Annotated in this window: 16 protein-coding genes; 5 read left to right on the forward strand and 11 right to left on the reverse strand. The window is 72.1% G+C overall.

Features of this window, described 5'->3' with window-relative positions:
* Positions 1–91: 91 nt before the first annotated feature.
* The 9 genes from ACWD5Q_RS30605 to ACWD5Q_RS30645 form a co-directional block, all read right to left on the reverse strand.
* Positions 92–313 (reverse strand): hypothetical protein, encoded by a 222-nt coding sequence (locus tag ACWD5Q_RS30605; RefSeq protein ID WP_451430320.1) that lies wholly within the window; start codon positions 311–313, stop codon positions 92–94.
* Between the two features lie 279 nt (positions 314–592).
* Positions 593–742: a hypothetical protein gene (locus tag ACWD5Q_RS30610; RefSeq protein WP_451430321.1), complete on the reverse strand. Its 150-nt coding sequence runs from the start codon at positions 740–742 to the stop codon at positions 593–595.
* A gap of 58 nt (positions 743–800) precedes the next feature.
* Positions 801–1,007, reverse strand: coding sequence for a hypothetical protein (locus ACWD5Q_RS30615; protein ID WP_451430322.1), 207 nt, complete (start codon positions 1,005–1,007; stop codon positions 801–803).
* An 18-nt stretch (positions 1,008–1,025) separates the two neighbouring features.
* The gene (locus tag ACWD5Q_RS30620; protein WP_451430323.1) at positions 1,026–1,616 is read right to left on the reverse strand and encodes a DUF5947 family protein; all 591 of its coding nucleotides are present in this window, start codon (positions 1,614–1,616) and stop codon (positions 1,026–1,028) included.
* Positions 1,613–2,164, reverse strand: coding sequence for a NifU family protein (locus ACWD5Q_RS30625; protein ID WP_451430324.1), 552 nt, complete (start codon positions 2,162–2,164; stop codon positions 1,613–1,615). Before ACWD5Q_RS30625 ends, ACWD5Q_RS30620 begins: the two co-directional genes overlap by 4 nt.
* The gene (locus tag ACWD5Q_RS30630; RefSeq protein ID WP_451430325.1) at positions 2,157–3,950 is read right to left on the reverse strand and encodes a nickel-dependent hydrogenase large subunit; all 1,794 of its coding nucleotides are present in this window, start codon (positions 3,948–3,950) and stop codon (positions 2,157–2,159) included. Before ACWD5Q_RS30630 ends, ACWD5Q_RS30625 begins: the two co-directional genes overlap by 8 nt.
* Entirely contained in the window at positions 3,947–5,074 is a 1,128-nt protein-coding gene (locus ACWD5Q_RS30635) for an NADH-quinone oxidoreductase subunit B family protein (RefSeq protein ID WP_451430326.1), read from the reverse strand. The genes ACWD5Q_RS30630 and ACWD5Q_RS30635 overlap by 4 nt, the downstream gene beginning before the upstream one ends.
* Positions 5,071–5,616, reverse strand: coding sequence for a hemerythrin domain-containing protein (locus ACWD5Q_RS30640; protein ID WP_451430327.1), 546 nt, complete (start codon positions 5,614–5,616; stop codon positions 5,071–5,073). Before ACWD5Q_RS30640 ends, ACWD5Q_RS30635 begins: the two co-directional genes overlap by 4 nt.
* Positions 5,588–6,943 carry a hypothetical protein gene (locus ACWD5Q_RS30645; protein ID WP_451430328.1) on the reverse strand — a complete coding sequence of 452 codons (1,356 nt, stop codon included), beginning with the start codon at positions 6,941–6,943 and terminating at the stop codon, positions 5,588–5,590. The genes ACWD5Q_RS30640 and ACWD5Q_RS30645 overlap by 29 nt, the downstream gene beginning before the upstream one ends.
* 195 nt (positions 6,944–7,138) lie before the next feature.
* Here ACWD5Q_RS30645 and ACWD5Q_RS30650 point away from each other — a divergent pair, with 195 nt between their 5' ends.
* Positions 7,139–7,564 carry a phage holin family protein gene (locus ACWD5Q_RS30650; RefSeq protein ID WP_451430329.1) on the forward strand — a complete coding sequence of 142 codons (426 nt, stop codon included), beginning with the start codon at positions 7,139–7,141 and terminating at the stop codon, positions 7,562–7,564.
* Between the two features lie 191 nt (positions 7,565–7,755).
* Here ACWD5Q_RS30650 and ACWD5Q_RS30655 read toward each other — a convergent pair whose 3' ends face one another.
* Together ACWD5Q_RS30655 and ACWD5Q_RS30660 are read right to left on the reverse strand one after the other, a co-directional pair.
* Complete coding sequence (locus tag ACWD5Q_RS30655) at positions 7,756–8,607, reverse strand: chitosanase (RefSeq protein ID WP_451430330.1); 852 nt, start codon at positions 8,605–8,607, stop codon at positions 7,756–7,758.
* Positions 8,608–8,786: 179 nt separating this feature from the next.
* Complete coding sequence (locus ACWD5Q_RS30660; protein ID WP_451430331.1) at positions 8,787–11,369, reverse strand: SpoIIE family protein phosphatase; 2,583 nt, start codon at positions 11,367–11,369, stop codon at positions 8,787–8,789.
* 448 nt (positions 11,370–11,817) lie between these two features.
* On the opposite strand from ACWD5Q_RS30660, the gene ACWD5Q_RS30665 reads away from it, so the two are divergent.
* The 4 genes from ACWD5Q_RS30665 to ACWD5Q_RS30680 all read left to right on the forward strand — a co-directional run bounded on the left by ACWD5Q_RS30665 (position 11,818) and on the right by ACWD5Q_RS30680 (position 16,166).
* Positions 11,818–13,560, forward strand: coding sequence for an enoyl-CoA hydratase-related protein (locus ACWD5Q_RS30665; protein ID WP_451430353.1), 1,743 nt, complete (start codon positions 11,818–11,820; stop codon positions 13,558–13,560).
* Positions 13,561–13,672: 112 nt separating this feature from the next.
* Positions 13,673–15,001 (forward strand): hypothetical protein, encoded by a 1,329-nt coding sequence (locus ACWD5Q_RS30670; RefSeq protein ID WP_451430332.1) that lies wholly within the window; start codon positions 13,673–13,675, stop codon positions 14,999–15,001.
* Positions 14,998–15,573, forward strand: a complete 576-nt coding sequence (locus ACWD5Q_RS30675; protein WP_451430333.1) for a hydrogenase maturation protease — start codon at positions 14,998–15,000, stop codon at positions 15,571–15,573. The genes ACWD5Q_RS30670 and ACWD5Q_RS30675 overlap by 4 nt, the downstream gene beginning before the upstream one ends.
* 197 nt (positions 15,574–15,770) lie before the next feature.
* Positions 15,771–16,166, forward strand: a complete 396-nt coding sequence (locus tag ACWD5Q_RS30680) for a hydrogenase maturation nickel metallochaperone HypA/HybF (RefSeq protein WP_451430334.1) — start codon at positions 15,771–15,773, stop codon at positions 16,164–16,166.
* Position 16,167: the final 1 nt, after the last annotated feature.

Genomic DNA, 16,167 nt, shown 5'->3' on the forward strand with positions numbered 1-16,167 from the left:
ACGGACCTCATCCATCTCCTCGGGTGTCATACCCGATACAAGATCACACGCTACCGATCAGACGGCAGTTGGGCTACCTAACGAAGCCCTACTAGTGCGTCGCGACGGCCGAGGGGCCGGTCCCGGGCGGGGCCGTCATCAGTTTCGCGAACGACGCCATGCACGCCGTACAGTGGCCCGCCTGCTGGGCGCCGGCCGCATCCACCACCTCGACAAGCCGCTGGCCGCACAGCGTCGTTGTGGTCTGCTTGACCATGACGTGCCACACCAGCACGCCGCCGGGCTTCTCGGGACCCGCACACATCTCATACATGATCGGCTCCTTTGGCGGATGCCTCTCCCCCTCCAGGAGACCTCGCCCGAGCCGTCCGCGCGGTGCAGAGGGGGCCATTCGGGGGACGCGGCCGCGCATCTCCCGAGCCCTGACCGGCCGTTGGCGCGGCGCCCGGTGCAGCGATGCGCCGCCCGCCCACGCGCGTGCACGGCGACGGTGCCGGTCCGGCCCGGGGCATGCCGACGGACCGCTCCCGTCGCGGTGAGGCGCTTCGGGAGCGGTCCGCGGTGACCGGCGCGAAGTCTGGAGGCGGGGCGCTCAGTGCGCGTGCCGGGAGCCGGCGCGGACTCCCACCATCCGCCAGATCCTGACCTCACGGATCAGTCCGGGCATCTCCCTGGCGAGCAGCGTCAGTGCCACGGCGCCCACCAGCAGCCCCTGGGCGATCAGCACTCGTTTGGCCGTCATCCCCAACTCCTCTCGTCTGGGCGGCCGCACCCGTCCAGGCGCGGCCGTGGAGGCCGTGTCATCCCGGAGGGAGGTTCGGCATGGTCTTCGTGATCGCGTTGTGCGCCCTCCAGTGCACCCCGGTGGAGCGGCGCGCGTCGGCGGTCCCGTCCCTGTGGTGACCGGTCTGCCGCTCGGTCGGGCCCTTGTTGCCCTGATGCAGTCCCAAGACGTGCTGGGGCGTATCGGGACTCACCTGCGGCTTGCCTACCCGGATCCTTCCCATGGTGTGCTCCCTTGCCGGTTACTGCGGTTGTTCGGTCAGTTCCGCGAAGAACTGCTCGACGGCGGGCCACACCCGGCTGCCGCCGGACAGACCCCGCCACTCCCGTCGGACGATGGCCACCATCCGGAAGCAGTCGTCGACCGGAGCGATCCAGTGGTGCCGCGCGGAGTGGGCGGTGTTCACCAGCAACGCTTCCACATCCGCTTGCAGGGTGGCGAGCTGCGGGCAGCCGGAGACGACATCGCGCCAGGCCGCCCGGTCCGCCTCCCAGCGGGTGGCTCCCGCGGGGCTCGGCAGGTGCGCGGTCACCGTGTCGTCCGTGTGGCGTACGAAGAAGGCCAGCCCCACCGGGACGCCGAGCCCCTGGGTGTCGACCGGGGGAAGACGCACCCTGCGCCGTGGCACCAGCCGGTAGCGCCCTTCGCTCGTGCCCTCCTCGACGAAGAGCAGCGAGCAGGGCCGGCACGCGCACAGCACCGTCTCTCCGGTCGTGTCGAACAGGTGCCGGTGCCCGGAGACCACCTCGGCACCGCACAGGTCGCAGAACTCCGCGTCCGGTCGCCGGTCGGCGGCCGAGCGGATGACACGGGCCAGCGCGCCGGAGGTCATGACCGCTCTCCGGCGGACGCCGGACGCAGGGTGAGCGACTCGACCGGGACGAAGGCGGGCCGCCGTCCGTCGTCCCCGGGTGCCCGTTCGACGCCGTTGAGTTCCGGTGCCATGGCGAGCACGGCTTCGCGGACCGCGTCCTCCACCGCGGCGGACGACGTCCCGCACCCCTTGGTGGACACACGCACCCGGGCGACCCCCTCCTCCACGGCGGCCAGTTCGATGTCACCGCCCCGCTCGCGCACCGCCGGCCGCAGACCGGCGACGGCGCGCGCGGCCCGGCGCTCCGGCGGCTCCGGATGGATGCCGTGGAGCACCAGGAGGTGTCCGGTCAACTCGTCCGCGGCCATGCGGTCGACCAGCGGCTCGTCGGCACCGTCCAGCACCCGGGCCAGGGCCTCGCCGTAGACCTCGGTGAGGGCCTGCACCGCCTCGATCGCCGCGCCGGTCATCGGGCCGGGAGCGCTCTGCATCTGCTCCAGGAGCCGGTCGATGCGCGACAGCCGCTCCGCGACCGCCGCCTCGTCGAGCCGTACGGTCTCAGGCATGAGCCGCCCCGTAGGTGGGTGAGTGCAGCTTGGACAGCGTGTTGCCCTTGCCGAGGTACATGTGCACACCGCAGGGCAGACAGGGGTCGAAGCTGCGCACGGTGCGCATGATGTCCACGCCTTTGAAGTCGTCCGGGCCGTTCTCCTCGAAGATCGGCTGGCCCTGGACGGCGTCCTCGTAGGGGCCGGGGGTGCCGTAGACGTCCCGGGGGCTGCCGTTCCACGGCGTCGGCGGGTACGGGTGGTAGTTCGCGATCTTCTTGTCCTTGATCACCAGGTGGTGGGAGAGCACACCGCGCACCGCTTCGTGGAACCCGCAGCCGATCGCCTCGTCGGGCACCTCGTAGTTCTCGAAGACCTTGGTCTCACCGGCGCGGACGGCCGCCATCGCCTTCTCCAGGAACTGGAAGGCCATGGCAGCGGCGTAGGCGACGAAGTACGGCCGGGCCCGGTCGCGTTCGAGGGTGTTGCTCCACTTGGGGATCACCCACTCCAGCGTCATCTCGGGCAGCTTCTCGCTCTTCGGCAGCGAGATCTGCACGCTGTGCCCCGTGGCCTTCACATACGGCGTGTCCACCAGTCCATTGAGCGCCGTCGACCACAGACGCGCCAGCGGGCCGCCGCCGGTGTCCAGGGCAAGGTGCTCGCGGGTGTTGCTGTCGTACCAGCGCGGGCTCATCACCCAGCTGTAGTTGCCGTCGAAGTCGCGCTTCTGCGGCATCGGCACCGTGGTCTGGTTCCACGGGTGGCGCATGTCGACGGGGTTGCCCAGCGGATCGCGGGTGACGTACGGCTCCTCGTTCACCCAGTCCTCGTAGTACGAACTGCCCAGCAGGATCCTGATGCCGAGGTTGATGTCGACGAGGTCGTTGGTGACGAGCTTGCCGTCCACGATGACACCGGGGGTGACGTACATCGCCCGGCCCCACTCGCTCATCGTCTCGTAGCGGTAGTCGCACACGTCCGGGTTCTGCCAGGCGCCCCAGCAGCCGAGCATGATCCGGCGGCGGCCCACCTCCTCGTAGCCGGGCAGCGCCTCGTAGAAGAAGTCGAAGACGTCGTCGTTCATCACGACGGCCTTCTTCACGAAGTCGAGGACATGCAGCAGCCGGGAGAGGTAGTCGGTGAACGTGGTCGGCTGCGGCATCGTGCCGACCCCGCCCGGGTACAGCGTGGAGGGATGGACATGGCGTCCCTCCATCAGGCAGAACATCTCCCGGGTGATGCGGCTGATCTTGAGCGCCTCCTTGTACACCTCGCCCTCGAAGGGGTTGAAGGCGCGCATGATGTCGGCGATGGTCCGGTAGCCGTGGATGCGGCCGTTGCGTGCCTCGGTGCGCTCCGCCCGGGCCAGCACGCTCGGGTTCGTGGACTTGACCATGGCCTCGCAGAAGTCCACGAACACCAGGTTGTCCTGGAAGATGGTGTGGTCGAAGATGTACTCGGCCGCCTCGCCCAGATTGACGATGGTGTCGGCGAGCGGCGGCGGTTTGACGCCGTAGGCCATCTGCTGGGCGTAGTGGGAGCAGGTGGTGTGGTTGTCACCGCAGATCCCGCAGATGCGTGAGGTGATGAAGCCCGCGTCGCGCGGGTCCTTGCCCCGCATGAAGACGGAGTAGCCCCGGAAGAGCGACGAAGTGCTGTGGCACTCCACCACCTCCCGGTTGGCGAAGTCGATCTTCGTGTAGATGCCGAGATTGCCGACGATCCGGGTGATCGGATCCCACGACATGTCCACGATCTGCGCAGGCTTGCGTTTCGTGCCCCGCGCCTCGGTTGCCGTCATGTCCGGGCCTTCCTCGTTCTCTCGCTCGCCCCTTCCGCGGGGCGCCAGTAGGGGTCGTAACCGCTGGTCAACTCGGCCTTGTCATGGCGCCACCTGGGCTCGCGGTTGACGGCGACGTTGGTGATGCCGCGCAGCCTGCGGATCACGGCCCCGTAGGGCCGGATGAGGGCCGACGAGAAGGTGGCGCCCGTCGGCTCGTCCATGAACGGCATGAACGCGTCCGGGAAGCCGGGCATGGTGCAGCCGATGCAGACGCCCCCGACGTTCGGGCAGCCGCCCACGCCCGACATCCAGCCGCGCTTGGGTACGTTGCAGTTGACGACCGGACCCCAACAGCCCACCTTCACCTGGCACTTGGGCGAGTTGTAGTCCTTCGCGAAGTCGGCCTGCTCGTAGTACGCGGCGCGGTCGCAGCCCTCGTGCACCGTTCTGCCGAACAGCCACTGCGGGCGGAGCATGTGGTCCAGCGGGGGCGGCGGCGCCGAGCCGGCCGCGTGGTACAGCAGCCAGGTCAGCGTCTCCATGAAGTTCTCCGGCTGGATGGGGCAGCCCGGCACATTGATGATCGGCAGGGCGCCCCGCGACCTGAACTCCCAGCCCAGATAGTCGGCAAGGCCCATGGAGCCCGTGGGATTGCCCGCCATCGCGTGGATCCCGCCGTAGGTGGCGCAGGTACCGACGGCGACGACCGCCCAGGCCTTGGGGGCGAGGTGGTCGATCCACCAGTTCAGGGTGAGCGGGTTGCCGGTCTCCGGATCGTTGCCGAACGACGTCCAGTAACCGTCGCCCTCGATGATGTTCTGGTTGGGGACCGACCCCTCGATGACCAGCACGAACGGTTCCAGTTCACCGCGTGCCGCCGCCCGGAAGGGCGCGAGGAAGTCCTCGCCGCCCAGGGTGGGGGAGAGCACCTTGTTGTGCAGGTTCACCTTCGGCAGGCCCGGGACGAGTCCGAGGACGACGTCCTCGATCCCCGGCTGGCCGGCCGCCGTCATCGACACGGTGTCGCCGTCGCAGCTCATGCCCTCGGAGATCCACAGAATGTGAACCTCGTCGAACCCCTGTCTGTCCTCAGCCCTGGCGGGCTGCTGGCTGACCTTTGTGGTCCCGCTTTTGATGGTCATGTCCTCGGCCTCCCTTGCAGTCGGTCCCGGAGTCGGTCGTAGGCTGCGGCCACCGGTCCGGCGAGCGACAGCGCGGGGGGCTCGTCCGGTGCGTGTGGATGCGGTCGGGTCGGCGCGGTCTGCCTCGCCTGGGCGAGAAGCTCCCCGAGCCGGTCCAGATCCTTCTGGGACACGGCATCGCGGAGTCGGGGCATCAGCTCCCCCTCCTCCTCCTGCACGTGGTCCTCGATCTCCTGGCGCAACTGCTCGACGAGTTCCCTCTCGCGGTCGTCGTCCACGGACAACTTGTCGAGGGCCAGAAGCGTCTTCTTGGCCGCCATGTGCTCGGCGAGGAGCTCCTCGATCTCCGGCACCCCGCCCGGCAGGGCCCGCTTGGCCAGCGGATAGACCATCAGTTCCTCGAGCGCGGTGTGCCGGGACAGCTCCTGGACCAGCGTCTCGACCACGGCCCGGCGCTGCCGGCCGGAGGCGGCGCAGTGGTAGTCGCGGAACAGCTGCTCGACCATCCGGTGGTCATGCTTCAGCAACTCGATGGCGTCCATGACACCCTTTCTGGTCCAGGACGGCGGTCGCCCGCCCGCCCGGTCCGTTGACGTGCGGGCGCGGTTCGCCGCTGTCGTCGACCGGAGTGCCGGCGGCCGGGGAACCGTCTGCGTGCGGGGACAGATCCGCGGCGGAGTCCTCCCGCCGCTCCGGGGCGGCGGCCCGCTCCGGCCGCGCGGGCGGTGTCACGGGGCGGGGGAGATCACCGCCGTCGCCGGGCGAACCGTCGGGGGTCCGGGCGGGCGCGGTGGCGGGAGCCGGCGAGCGGATGGCTCCGTGCAGCCGGGCCCACACCTCCGGCGGCATGCTCTCCACCCGGTCCAGGATCCCGGCGGCTCTCGGATCGGTGGCGCGCGCCTCCCGTTTCTCGTCGTCCGTGAGCAGCAGCGTCCGCAGGGTGAGGATCTCGTCGATCTCCGCCGCGTCGTGCAGGTCGCCGGGGCTCTCCGGCGCCACCTGCGGATGGTCGGGCAGGATGATCGGCGACGACAGGACGAGGCCGTCGGTTCCCTCCGCGCCGGCGAGCACCGGGAAGGTGTGCAGATTGCGGCAGTCGCGGACGAGTCCCGCGACCTCGTCGGGCGGATCGATGGAGGAGCAGAAGCCCAGCCCCGTACCGCCGATGAGGGTGTGCGACGCGATGAGGGCCTGGGCGAGGGCCTCGTCCCGCCGCGCCCCGGCCGGCGTCGACCGGCCGGTGTTCTCCGTGCGCACCCGCAGCCGGTACAGGGCGCCGGGGCCGGGCACCCGCTCGGCGCTCAGCGTCGTCCGCGCCTGAACGGGACGGCGCCGGCGTACCAGGCGTCCCACGCCCTGGGGAAGCTGCTCCGTCTCCTCGCCGCCGGGAGCGCCGACGTCGAACTCCCGGTCCGCCGCCAGGAGGTCCACGAGCGGAACGAGAAAGTCCCTCTCCTGTGGCACCGCCTCCTCGAAGGCGAGATGGACGGTGCCGGCGGCCTCCAGGCCGTCCACGGGTACGAGCCGGCCGTCCTCGGTCCGGCGCTCTACGCTCCGTGCCTGCGTCTGCAGATAGCGCACCCGTACCCGCACCACGGCATCGGGTTCGGCCCGCAGCAGGCACTCGGTCTGCTGCCACCAGGACTCCACGGACCCCGAGAGGCCGGGCGTCACCGGGCCGTGCGCCTCGGCCCAGGCGCGCGGCGCGAGGATGCCGAACTGCCAGCGCACTCGGTTCTTGGGGGAGGACCTCCGGTACGGGTAGAGCAGATACCCCTCGTAGAGGACCGCGTCGGCCACCGCGCACGCCGCCTCGAACACGGAATCCGCCTCGCGTGCGCCTCCGCACTTCGGGTCGGGGTCGCTCACCGTCGCTCCTCACTGACTGAATGCCTGCAGTGCATTGGTTTACAACGATCACAGCTTTTATTGCGTAAAGCGCGCATTGGGGGCATATGGGTGAGTGACAGGGGGGCGTGACGGGGTACTGCGGGAGATGACCCCCGGCCGCGGGCCTCGGCGGCGGACCCGGCCCCGGGTGCGCAAGAGACGGAGGCGGCAGCGATGCATGTGCAAGGCGACGACTCGTCGGAGGGCAGGGGCACCGTGGGCGACGCGGCGGCGCGGCTGGCCCAGGACACCGCGCAGCTCGTCCGTCACGAGATCCTCGCGGTGCAGAGTGAGGTCAGGGCCGCCCTGCGGCGGATCGGCGCGGGCGGCGCGCTGGTCGGCGCCGCCGGGGTGTGCGGGGTCCTGACGCTGTGGTCCGCGCACGAGACAGCGCTGCGGCTACTGGAGTCGAAACTGCCCGGCCCGCGCGCGTCGGCCCTGTTGGGCTGCGCCTACGCCGCGGGGGCCGTGGCCCTGGGGGCAGCCGCGCGAGACCGCGTGCGCACGGGGGTCCGGACGTCGGCGGATGCGTTCGACGAGGCCGACGACGCCGCCGCGAACGGGCCGGGCATCACCGGCCGGGACGGCGGGCCCGGATAGCGGGACGGGGCGGCGCGAACCGTACGTCGCGCCCTCACGGCCGAACCCCGGCCCCGCACCACTGGCGGACGCCGTCGCCGCCGTGGTGGCCGACGGCGACGGCGTCGAGGTGGCCTGGGCCGGGGACGGGCGCGGGCGCGGCTGTGAGTTCCGGCCGTTGACCGCGGCCCGGCCGCGCCAGGCGTCCGGGATCAGCCGATGTGGTAGCTGTCCCCGTAGACCTTCCAGTCGAGCGGCGGGTCGAGGTTCAGGTTGCCCTTGCGCAGGAAGACCCGCTGCTCGGTGTCGACCCGGCTGGTGTCGCTGTGGGCCTCCTCCTGCTTCATGGCCCAGACCCGCGCGTCGAGGAAGGCGTTGAGGTACGTCACCTCGGAGCCGCCCTGCGCCGGCGGCTTCGCCGAGCGCAGCGCGCGCTGGCGGATGTTGCGGAAGCTCGTCGGGTCGTTCCCGTCGCCGTGCATGACGATGGCGTCGTAGTACGTGAACTGCCCGAGCACCCCGAGCCCGTCGGCCTTGCCCTGCTGGACGGCGGGGTTGAAGTACACCCGGTCGCGCTCGTCGTTCTGCGCCTGCTGGAACGCCGGGTCCTGCGCGGCCTTGCGCCAGTCCTTGGGGAAGTTAGGGTCCAGGCCGCTGTGCGAGGCGCTGCCGTTCACCCGGCGCAGGGCGGGCAGGTATGTGGCGAGTACGTTGCCGGGCTTGCGGTCCGTGTAGAGCTGGACCAGGTCGAGCATGTCGCCGGTGCCGGAGCAGAAGCCGATGATGCCGGCGGTGTAGCCGCGGCCGTCACCGATGTCCTCGATGTACTGGTACTGGGCCTTCCAGTCGAGGGAGGAGTTCTCCGCGCTGGAGACCAGCTTCATGGCGATCTCCTTCTTCGCCGGGTCGTCGAGCCCCACGGCCTTGGCGGCTGCGACGGGTGCCGCCGAGGCGTACGGGGAGTTCAGGAGCGGCGCGGCGGCCAGGGACGCGCCGAGGAGGGCGAGCACGGTGCGACGGGACGTGTGCCTCGGGCCTGCCGCGTCGGGAGAGCGATGCACCACGGGGACTCCAATGGGGAGTGGGGGGTTGGGAGTTGTACTGATAGGAAGGTTTCCTATCAGACGTAGAAGGTGATGGGTACCCGTCAGGCACGAGGTTCGTAGGGTCGGACAAGTCCGCGCGAGGCCAACACCGGCCGGGCCCGGTGGACCGCGTCGGCCGGGACCTCGCCAGGCCCGCCTCAGGGCAACGGCTGCTCGGCCCAGATGACCTTGCCCGACCGCGTGTAGCGGGTCCCCCAGCGGCCGGCCAGCTGCGCCACGAGGAACAGGCCGCGTCCGCCCTCGTCCGTCATGGCCGCGTAGCGCAGATGGGGCGAGGTGTTGCTGCCGTCGAAGACCTCGCAGATCAGGCTGCGCTCGCGCACCACCCGCACATGGACCGGCGCACTGCCGTACCGGATCGCGTTGGTCACCAGCTCGCTGAGGATCAGCTCCGTCGTGAAGTTCAGCTCGTCGAGCCCCCACTCCGCCAGCCGCCGTGCCACCGACGCCCGTACCTCCCCGACAGCCGCCGGATCCATCGGCACGTCGTACTCGGCGACCTGATCGGCCGCGAGGGCCCTGGTACGCGCGACGATCAGCGCGATGTCGTCGGGGCACCGGGACGGCAGCCGGGCGTCCAGGACGGCCCGGCAGGTGTCCTCGGGCGACGGCCCCGCCTCCGCCAGGGCGGCACGCAGCAACTCCAGTCCCGCGTCGATGTCCCGTTCCCGGTCCTCGACGAGCCCGTCCGTGTAGAGAACGAGCCGGCTGCCCTCCGGCAGCTCCAGATCGGCCGTCTCGAACGGCAGCCCGCCCAGTCCCAGCGGCGGACCGGCCGGCACGTCGGGGAAGTGGACTCGGCCGTCGGGCAGGACGAGGGCCGGCGGCGGATGGCCCGCGCGGGCGACGGTGCAGTGCCGCGAGACCGGGTCGTAGATCGCGTACAGACAGGTCGCGCCCGTGATGGAGGCGTTGGCGTCCTCGGCCGTCTCGTTCTGGTCGATGCGGACCACCAGTTCGTCCAGCAGGCCGAGGAGTTCGTCGGGCGGCAGGTCGAGGGTCGAGAAGTTGTGGACCGCCGTGCGCAGCCGTCCCATCGTGGCCGCCGCGTGCAGGCCGTGGCCCACCACGTCGCCCACCGCCAGCGCGACCCGGGCGCCGGACAGCGGCAGCACGTCGAACCAGTCGCCGCCCACTCCGGCCTGCGCCGGAAGGTAACGGTAGGCGATGTCCAGCGCGCCCTGCTCGGGCAGGCGCTGCGGCAGCAGACTGCGCTGCAGCGTCACCGCCATGCTGTGTTCGCGCGTGTACCGGCGCGCGTTGTCGATGGCGACCGCGGCGCGGGCCACCAGCTCCTCGGCGAGCGCCACGTCCTCCGCGTCGAAGGGCTCCGGCTTCTCGGAACGCCAGAAGCTGACGAGACCCAGAATCAGCGACCCCGCCCGCACGGGCGCGGCGATCAGCGAGTGGATGCCGAACGCCATGACCGCCGAGGTGTGCTCGACGTCCTGCGCGAGCCAGCCCTGGGCCTCGCTCAACCGGGGCTCCAGGACGGTCCTGCCGCTGAGCAGGCTGGTGGCCTGCGGCGTGGACGCCACGTAATGGATCCGCTGCTCCCGGGGGTAGAGGGGGGCGCCGTCACGGATCCCGCTGAACGCGGTACGCCGCAGATCGGACCCCGCTTCCGGCTCCTCGCCGTGCAGCACCGCGTCGAACAGATCGACGGTGACGAAGTCGGCGAAGCGGGGAACGGCCAGCCTCGCCAGCTCCTCGGTGGTGCGCCGCACGCTCAGACTCGTTCCGATGGCCCCACCGGCGTCGTACAGCAGGCTGAGACGCTCGCGCGCCATCTCCGCCCTGCCGGACAGGGCGCGCAGCTCCGTCGAGTCACGGAGGGTGGCCACACTCCCCGGCGGGCCTCCTCCGCGGTCCGTGGGCCGCTGGTTGATCGCCAGCAGCCGGTCCCCGACCAGCCGCACCTCGTCGGTGGCGATCTGCCCGGAGGCCAGCAGCGCGGCGGTGTCGGGGGGCAGGCCGAGGTCGGTCACATGCCGCCGCTCGGCGTCGGCGGGGAGGTTGAGCAGACGCTGCGCCTCGTCGTTGCTGAGCAGCAGCTGGCCGTCGCCGCTGAGGATGATCACTCCCTCGCGGACCGAGTGCAGGACCGCGTCGTGGTGTTCGTACATCCGGGCCATCTCGTGCGGTCCGAGGCCATGCGTCTGGCGCAGCAACCGCCGGCTGACCAGCGCCGTGCCCCCTGTCGCCAGGGCCAGCCCGGCGGCCGCGGAGGCCACCACCATCGGCAGCTCCCGGTCCGCGGCCCCGCCCACGTGCTCCGTCGTGACGCCGGCCGACACCACGCCCACCACCCTGCCGTCCATCGCCTTGACCGGGACGATCGCCTGCACCACCCGGCCGAGGGTGCCGTTGATCTCCTCGGTCACGGTGTTCCCCGCCAGCGCGGGCTGGAGGTTTCCGACGAACGGCTGGCCGATGCGCGCGGGCACGGGATGGGTGTAGCGGATCCCCTGGTCGTTGAGGACGACGATGAAGTCGACCTCTGATGTGGCGCGGGCGGCCTCGGCGGCGGGTTGCAGCACGGCCGTCGGGTCGGGACCGCTCAGTGCCTCACGGGTGCCCGGGGCGTTCGCGAACGTCTCGGCGACGGCGAGGGAACGGCCGCGGGCCTCCATCGTGGTGTCGCGGCGTGCCTGAAGGAGCAGCGCCACCACTGCGGTCAGCACCAGCAGCAGCACGATGACCACTTGCAACAGGAACACCTGTCCGGCGACGCTGCGCCCGGTCGCCGCCGCCTGCAGCGCCGCGAGGGTACGCGGGCGCTGCCGCCCTGTCTCCTGCCGATCCCCGGCGGACGGCGGGGGCGGTGGCTGGGGCGATGTCTGCCGGACATCGGGAGCGGGCACCAGCTCGGCGCGGCTCTGCGCCCCCGGGGAGCGCGGACCACCCGCACGACGGGACGACCGGTAACCGGTTCGACCCGGGAGTCGGACCATGTGCCCTGTTTACACTCCCCGGCGGCGGGAGGCGAGAGACGTCGCATGAGGTGATCGCACCTTCACGGTGCGCAAGGACTCTCGCGGCCGAGTGGAGGCGCCACGCCCACCTGCGGGTGACTTCGCAGCCAGTCTGCGAACCCCCTGGACGGCGGTGCCCGACGATCGCACTCGGCCGGGCAACTCCGCCCGCACCGTCCGCCGGGAGTCCGCCGTGCACATCCTGCTCGTGGCCACCGCGTTCAACAGCCTCACCCAGCGCGTCCACGCAGAGCTGCGCGACCGGGGCCACACGGTGGCGGTGGAACTCGCCCTGCCGGGGGTCTCCCTGGCGGACGCCGTACGGCGGCACGCGCCGCACCTCGTGCTGGCGCCGATGCTGAAGACGGCGATTCCCCGGGAGGTGTGGACCGCCTGCCCCTGTCTCATCGTCCATCCGGGCCCCCTCGGAGACCGCGGGCCGTCCTCCCTGGACTGGGCGATCATGGAGGGCGCCGCGCGGTGGGGCGTGACGGTCCTTCAGGCGGAGGAGGAGATGGACACGGGCGCCGTGTGGGCGTCCGTGGCGTGCCCGGTACCGCCGGTGGCCAAGAGCGACCTGTACCGGGGCGAGATCGCCGACGCGGCCATCGAGGCCGTCCTGCTGGCCGTGGAGCGCTTCGCCTCCGGGACCTACACCCCCCGGGCACAGGGCGTGGGGCGGAGCCGTCCGTACCTCGACCAGAGCGTCCGGCGGATCGACTGGGCCGCCAATGCGACGCGCACGGTCGTCCGCAAGCTGCGCGCCGCGGACTCCCAGCCCGGCGTGCTCGACGTGCTGCTCGGTGAGGAGTGGTTCCTGCACGGCGGCCACCCCGAGGAGGAACTGCGCGGAACTCCCGGGGAGCTGCTCGCCACCCGGGCCGGGGCGATCTGCCGGGCGACCCGGGACGGTGCCGTGTGGATTCCCGAACTGCGCCGCCGACGCGTTCCGGGACAGCCGCGCCCGATCAAGCTTCCCGCCGTACGGGCCCTCGGCGACCGGTTGCCCCCGCTGCCCGAGCTGCCCGTGGCCCCGGACACCGCAGGGCCCGCCTGGACCGACATCCGGTACGGCGAGGAGGGCGGCGTCGGCTTCCTCTCGTTCGCCTTCCCCGGCGGCGCGATGAGCACCACCCAGTGCCGGCGGCTGCTGGCCGCCTACCGGGACGCGTGCGCGCGCCCCACCTCGGTGCTGGTGCTCGGCGGCCGGCGGGACTTCTTCTCCAACGGCATCCATCTGGGTGTCATCGAGGCCGCCGACGACCCCGCGGCCGAGTCCTGGGCGAACATCAACGCCATCGACGACCTGGTCGAGGCGGTCCTGACGACCACCGACCGGCTGGTCGTCTCCGCGCTCGGCGGCAACGCCGCGGCGGGCGGCGTGATGCTCGCCCTGGCGGCCGACGAGGTCTGGTGCCGGGCCGGGTGCGTCCTCAATCCGCACTACCGGCTGATGGGCCTGTACGGCTCCGAGTACCGGACGTACACGCTGCCCCGGCGTGTCGGTGCCACGACGGCCGACCGGCTGCTGCACGAGGCCCTGCCGATGAGCGCCGCGCGGGCCCGGGACCTCGGACTCGTCGACCGGACGGTCGAGAGCGGGCCGCAGGACTTCACGGCGGAGGTCGGCCGGCTGGCGGCCCGGCTGGCGGCACTTCCGGGAACGCGCTCCCGGATCGCGGCGAAGAAGGCGGACCGGGAACTCCAGCAGAGCAAGGAGCCGCTGGCCGCCTTCAGGGAACGGGAGCTGGCCAGGATGCACCGGACCTTCCACCACCCGGGCGCGCCCTACCACGCACTGCGGCGCGCGTTCGTCCGCAAGGAGACCCCGTCGTGCACGCCCCCGCATCTCACCGTCGCCACGAGCGCCCGCCCGGCCGCGGCACCGGCCCGCTCCGCGAACACGGCCGCCACCACGCAAGGGCCACACGACTGATGCCGGGACGCCCGACGGCCGGGAACCGACCGCCCCTCCTGCACTCCGTTTCCGAAGACCGCCGCCCCCGCGCATCGTTCCGCGGCCGGCCGACGCCCGAAAGGACCGCTCCGTGAGCGTGACCCTGTTCGCCCCGGAGACGGAGGCACGCTTCGCCCTCGCCCGGCGGGTGGCCGACACCGTTCTCTTCGAGGGCTGTGCGCTCCACCCGTACCGCGGCTCTGCCGCCGAGCACCGGCTGCGCCGGCAGTCCGGGGTGCTCGTACCGCCGGCCTGGGGCGCCGACCGCGAGGGGGAGTACGACTTCCAGCACACCGAGTGCCTGATGGAACCCGGCGCGGACGCCACCCTGGCGGTCGAGCTGCGCTTCCTGCGCGCCCGGCGCCGTACGGTCCAGCGGGCCCGCGCCGACGGCACGTTCACGACCGTTGCCGAACTCCGGCTGGGGGACCGCGTGCTCGCTCCCCGGGACGAGGGAACCGTGGAGCGCGTCGAAGCGGTCGTGACGCCGGCCGAACTCGTCGACGGCGACGGGGTCACGCTCGCCTTCGCCCGCCCGGCGGAGGAGGAGAGCGAGCCGGTCCTCGACGAGGACGGCCGGGCCGTGGGCCGCCTGGTACGCCGGTGCGAGGAGATCCACGGCACCCTGCGGCTGTCGGCACGTCGACTCGACGGCCCCTTCCGGGTGATGCGGCTGACCGCCGTCGTCGAGAACACCACCCCCTGGGCCCCCGCGGACGGCGAGGCCGCCGACCGGGGCTCGGCACTGGCGCGTTCGCTGATGGCCGCTCACCTCCTGCTGGGACTGAGCGCCGGATCGTTCCTGTCGATGACGGATCCCCCCGAATGGGCGAAGGACGCGATCGCCTCCTGCCGCAATCTGCACACCTGGCCCGTTCTCGCCGGCGAGCCCGGTCGCGCGGACGTCGTGCTGTCCTCGCCGGTCATCCTCGGGGACCATCCGGCCGCCTCCCCGGACCACCCCGGACAGCCCGATCATCCCGGGCACCCCGACACGCCGTACGCGGCCGTTGCGGCCGACGGGGTCCTCACCCCGGGCGGTGTGCGCGCGGTGACGGGGGCCGCTCCCGCCGACGGATTCCCCGACGAGCACGGGGTCGTGCGTCCCGACGCCCGGTCGGCCCCGCCGGGCGAGGCCGGTGCCGTCCCGGCTCCCGAGCAGGTCGTCGTGGCCGGCCGGCCGGTGCGCGCCGGAAGTCGGGTACGACTCCGTCCCGGCCTGCGCCGCACCGACGCGCAGGACCTGTTCCTGCGCGGACGTACCGCTACCGTCGAGTCCGTGCTGCACGACGTGGACGGCTCGGTGCATCTCGCGGTGACGGTGGAGGACGACCCGGGCGCCGACATCCGGCGCGCGCAGGGGAGCTTCCTCTACTTCCGGACCGACGAGGTGACACCTGTGGAGGACGACGAGGCATGAGCCCTGACCGCGACAACGGCAAGGTCCTGGTGGCCGGCATCGGGAACGTCTTCCTCGGGGACGACGGCTTCGGAGTGGAGACCGTCCGCGCGCTGAGCGGACGCCGGCTGCCCGGGCACGTCGAGGTCCTGGACATCGGGGTGCGCGGAGTCCACCTCGCCTACCAGGTCCTCGACGGCTACGACACGCTGATCCTGGTCGACGCCACCGCGCGCGGCGGGGACCCCGGCACGCTGTATGTGATCGAACACGACGAGGGCGCGCTGGACGGTGTGCCGGGCGTGCCGATGGACGGCCACCGGATGACGCCCGATGCCGTACTCGCCCTGCTGGCCACCCTGTGCGCCGGAACGGGCGGGCAGCCGCCACGGCGCACGCTGGTGGTGGGGTGCGAGCCGGCCTCCGTGGAGGAGCGCATCGGCCTGAGCCCGGCGGTGTCCGACGCCGTCCCCCGGGCCGTCCGGCTGATCGAACGACTGCTGCGGCCCGACGCGACGGGCGGTCCCGCGCCCGGGGCCCTGGTGGACGAGGGCCCGGCGCCGGAGGCCCTCGTGGACGACGCCGCACGCTGACCCGAGGCCCTTCTCTCGCACCCGTGCCCCGGCCCGACCGGTCCCGCCGGGCCGTTGCGGCGAACGGCGTATCCGTCCGGTGGCACCGGCGTGCCGGTCCGCGAGCCGGTGGTGTCTCACCTCTAATGGACGTCGGCGGGCCGCGCACGCCCCGTCCCACGGGGCCGCTCCCCGGCCTCCCGCCGGGACGGAGACCCATGCACGAGATGTCCATCGCGCTGGCGGTGATCGGCCAGGTGGAAGAGGCGGCCGAGCGGGCCGGTGACGTCACGGCGGTGCACGAGGTCCGGCTCCAGGTGGGCGAGCTGGCCGGTGTCGTCCCCGACGCCCTGTCCTTCTGCTTCGAACTGGCCTGCGCCGGGACCGTGCTCGAAGGCGCCCACCTGGTCACCGACGTCGTGCCCGGACGGGCCCGCTGCACACCGTGCGCGCACGAATGGGCCGTCGGCATGCCGCCGCTGCTGAGCTGCCCGCGATGTGACGCCGGCACCACCGACCTGCTGTCCGGCCGTGAACTGCAGATCGTCGGGGTGCGGTGGGAGGACGGCCGCACGCCCGGACCCACCCGCGAACCGATCCCCGAGGAGTGCTGAA

The sequence above is a fragment of the Streptomyces sp. NPDC002513 genome, assembly GCF_053595355.1.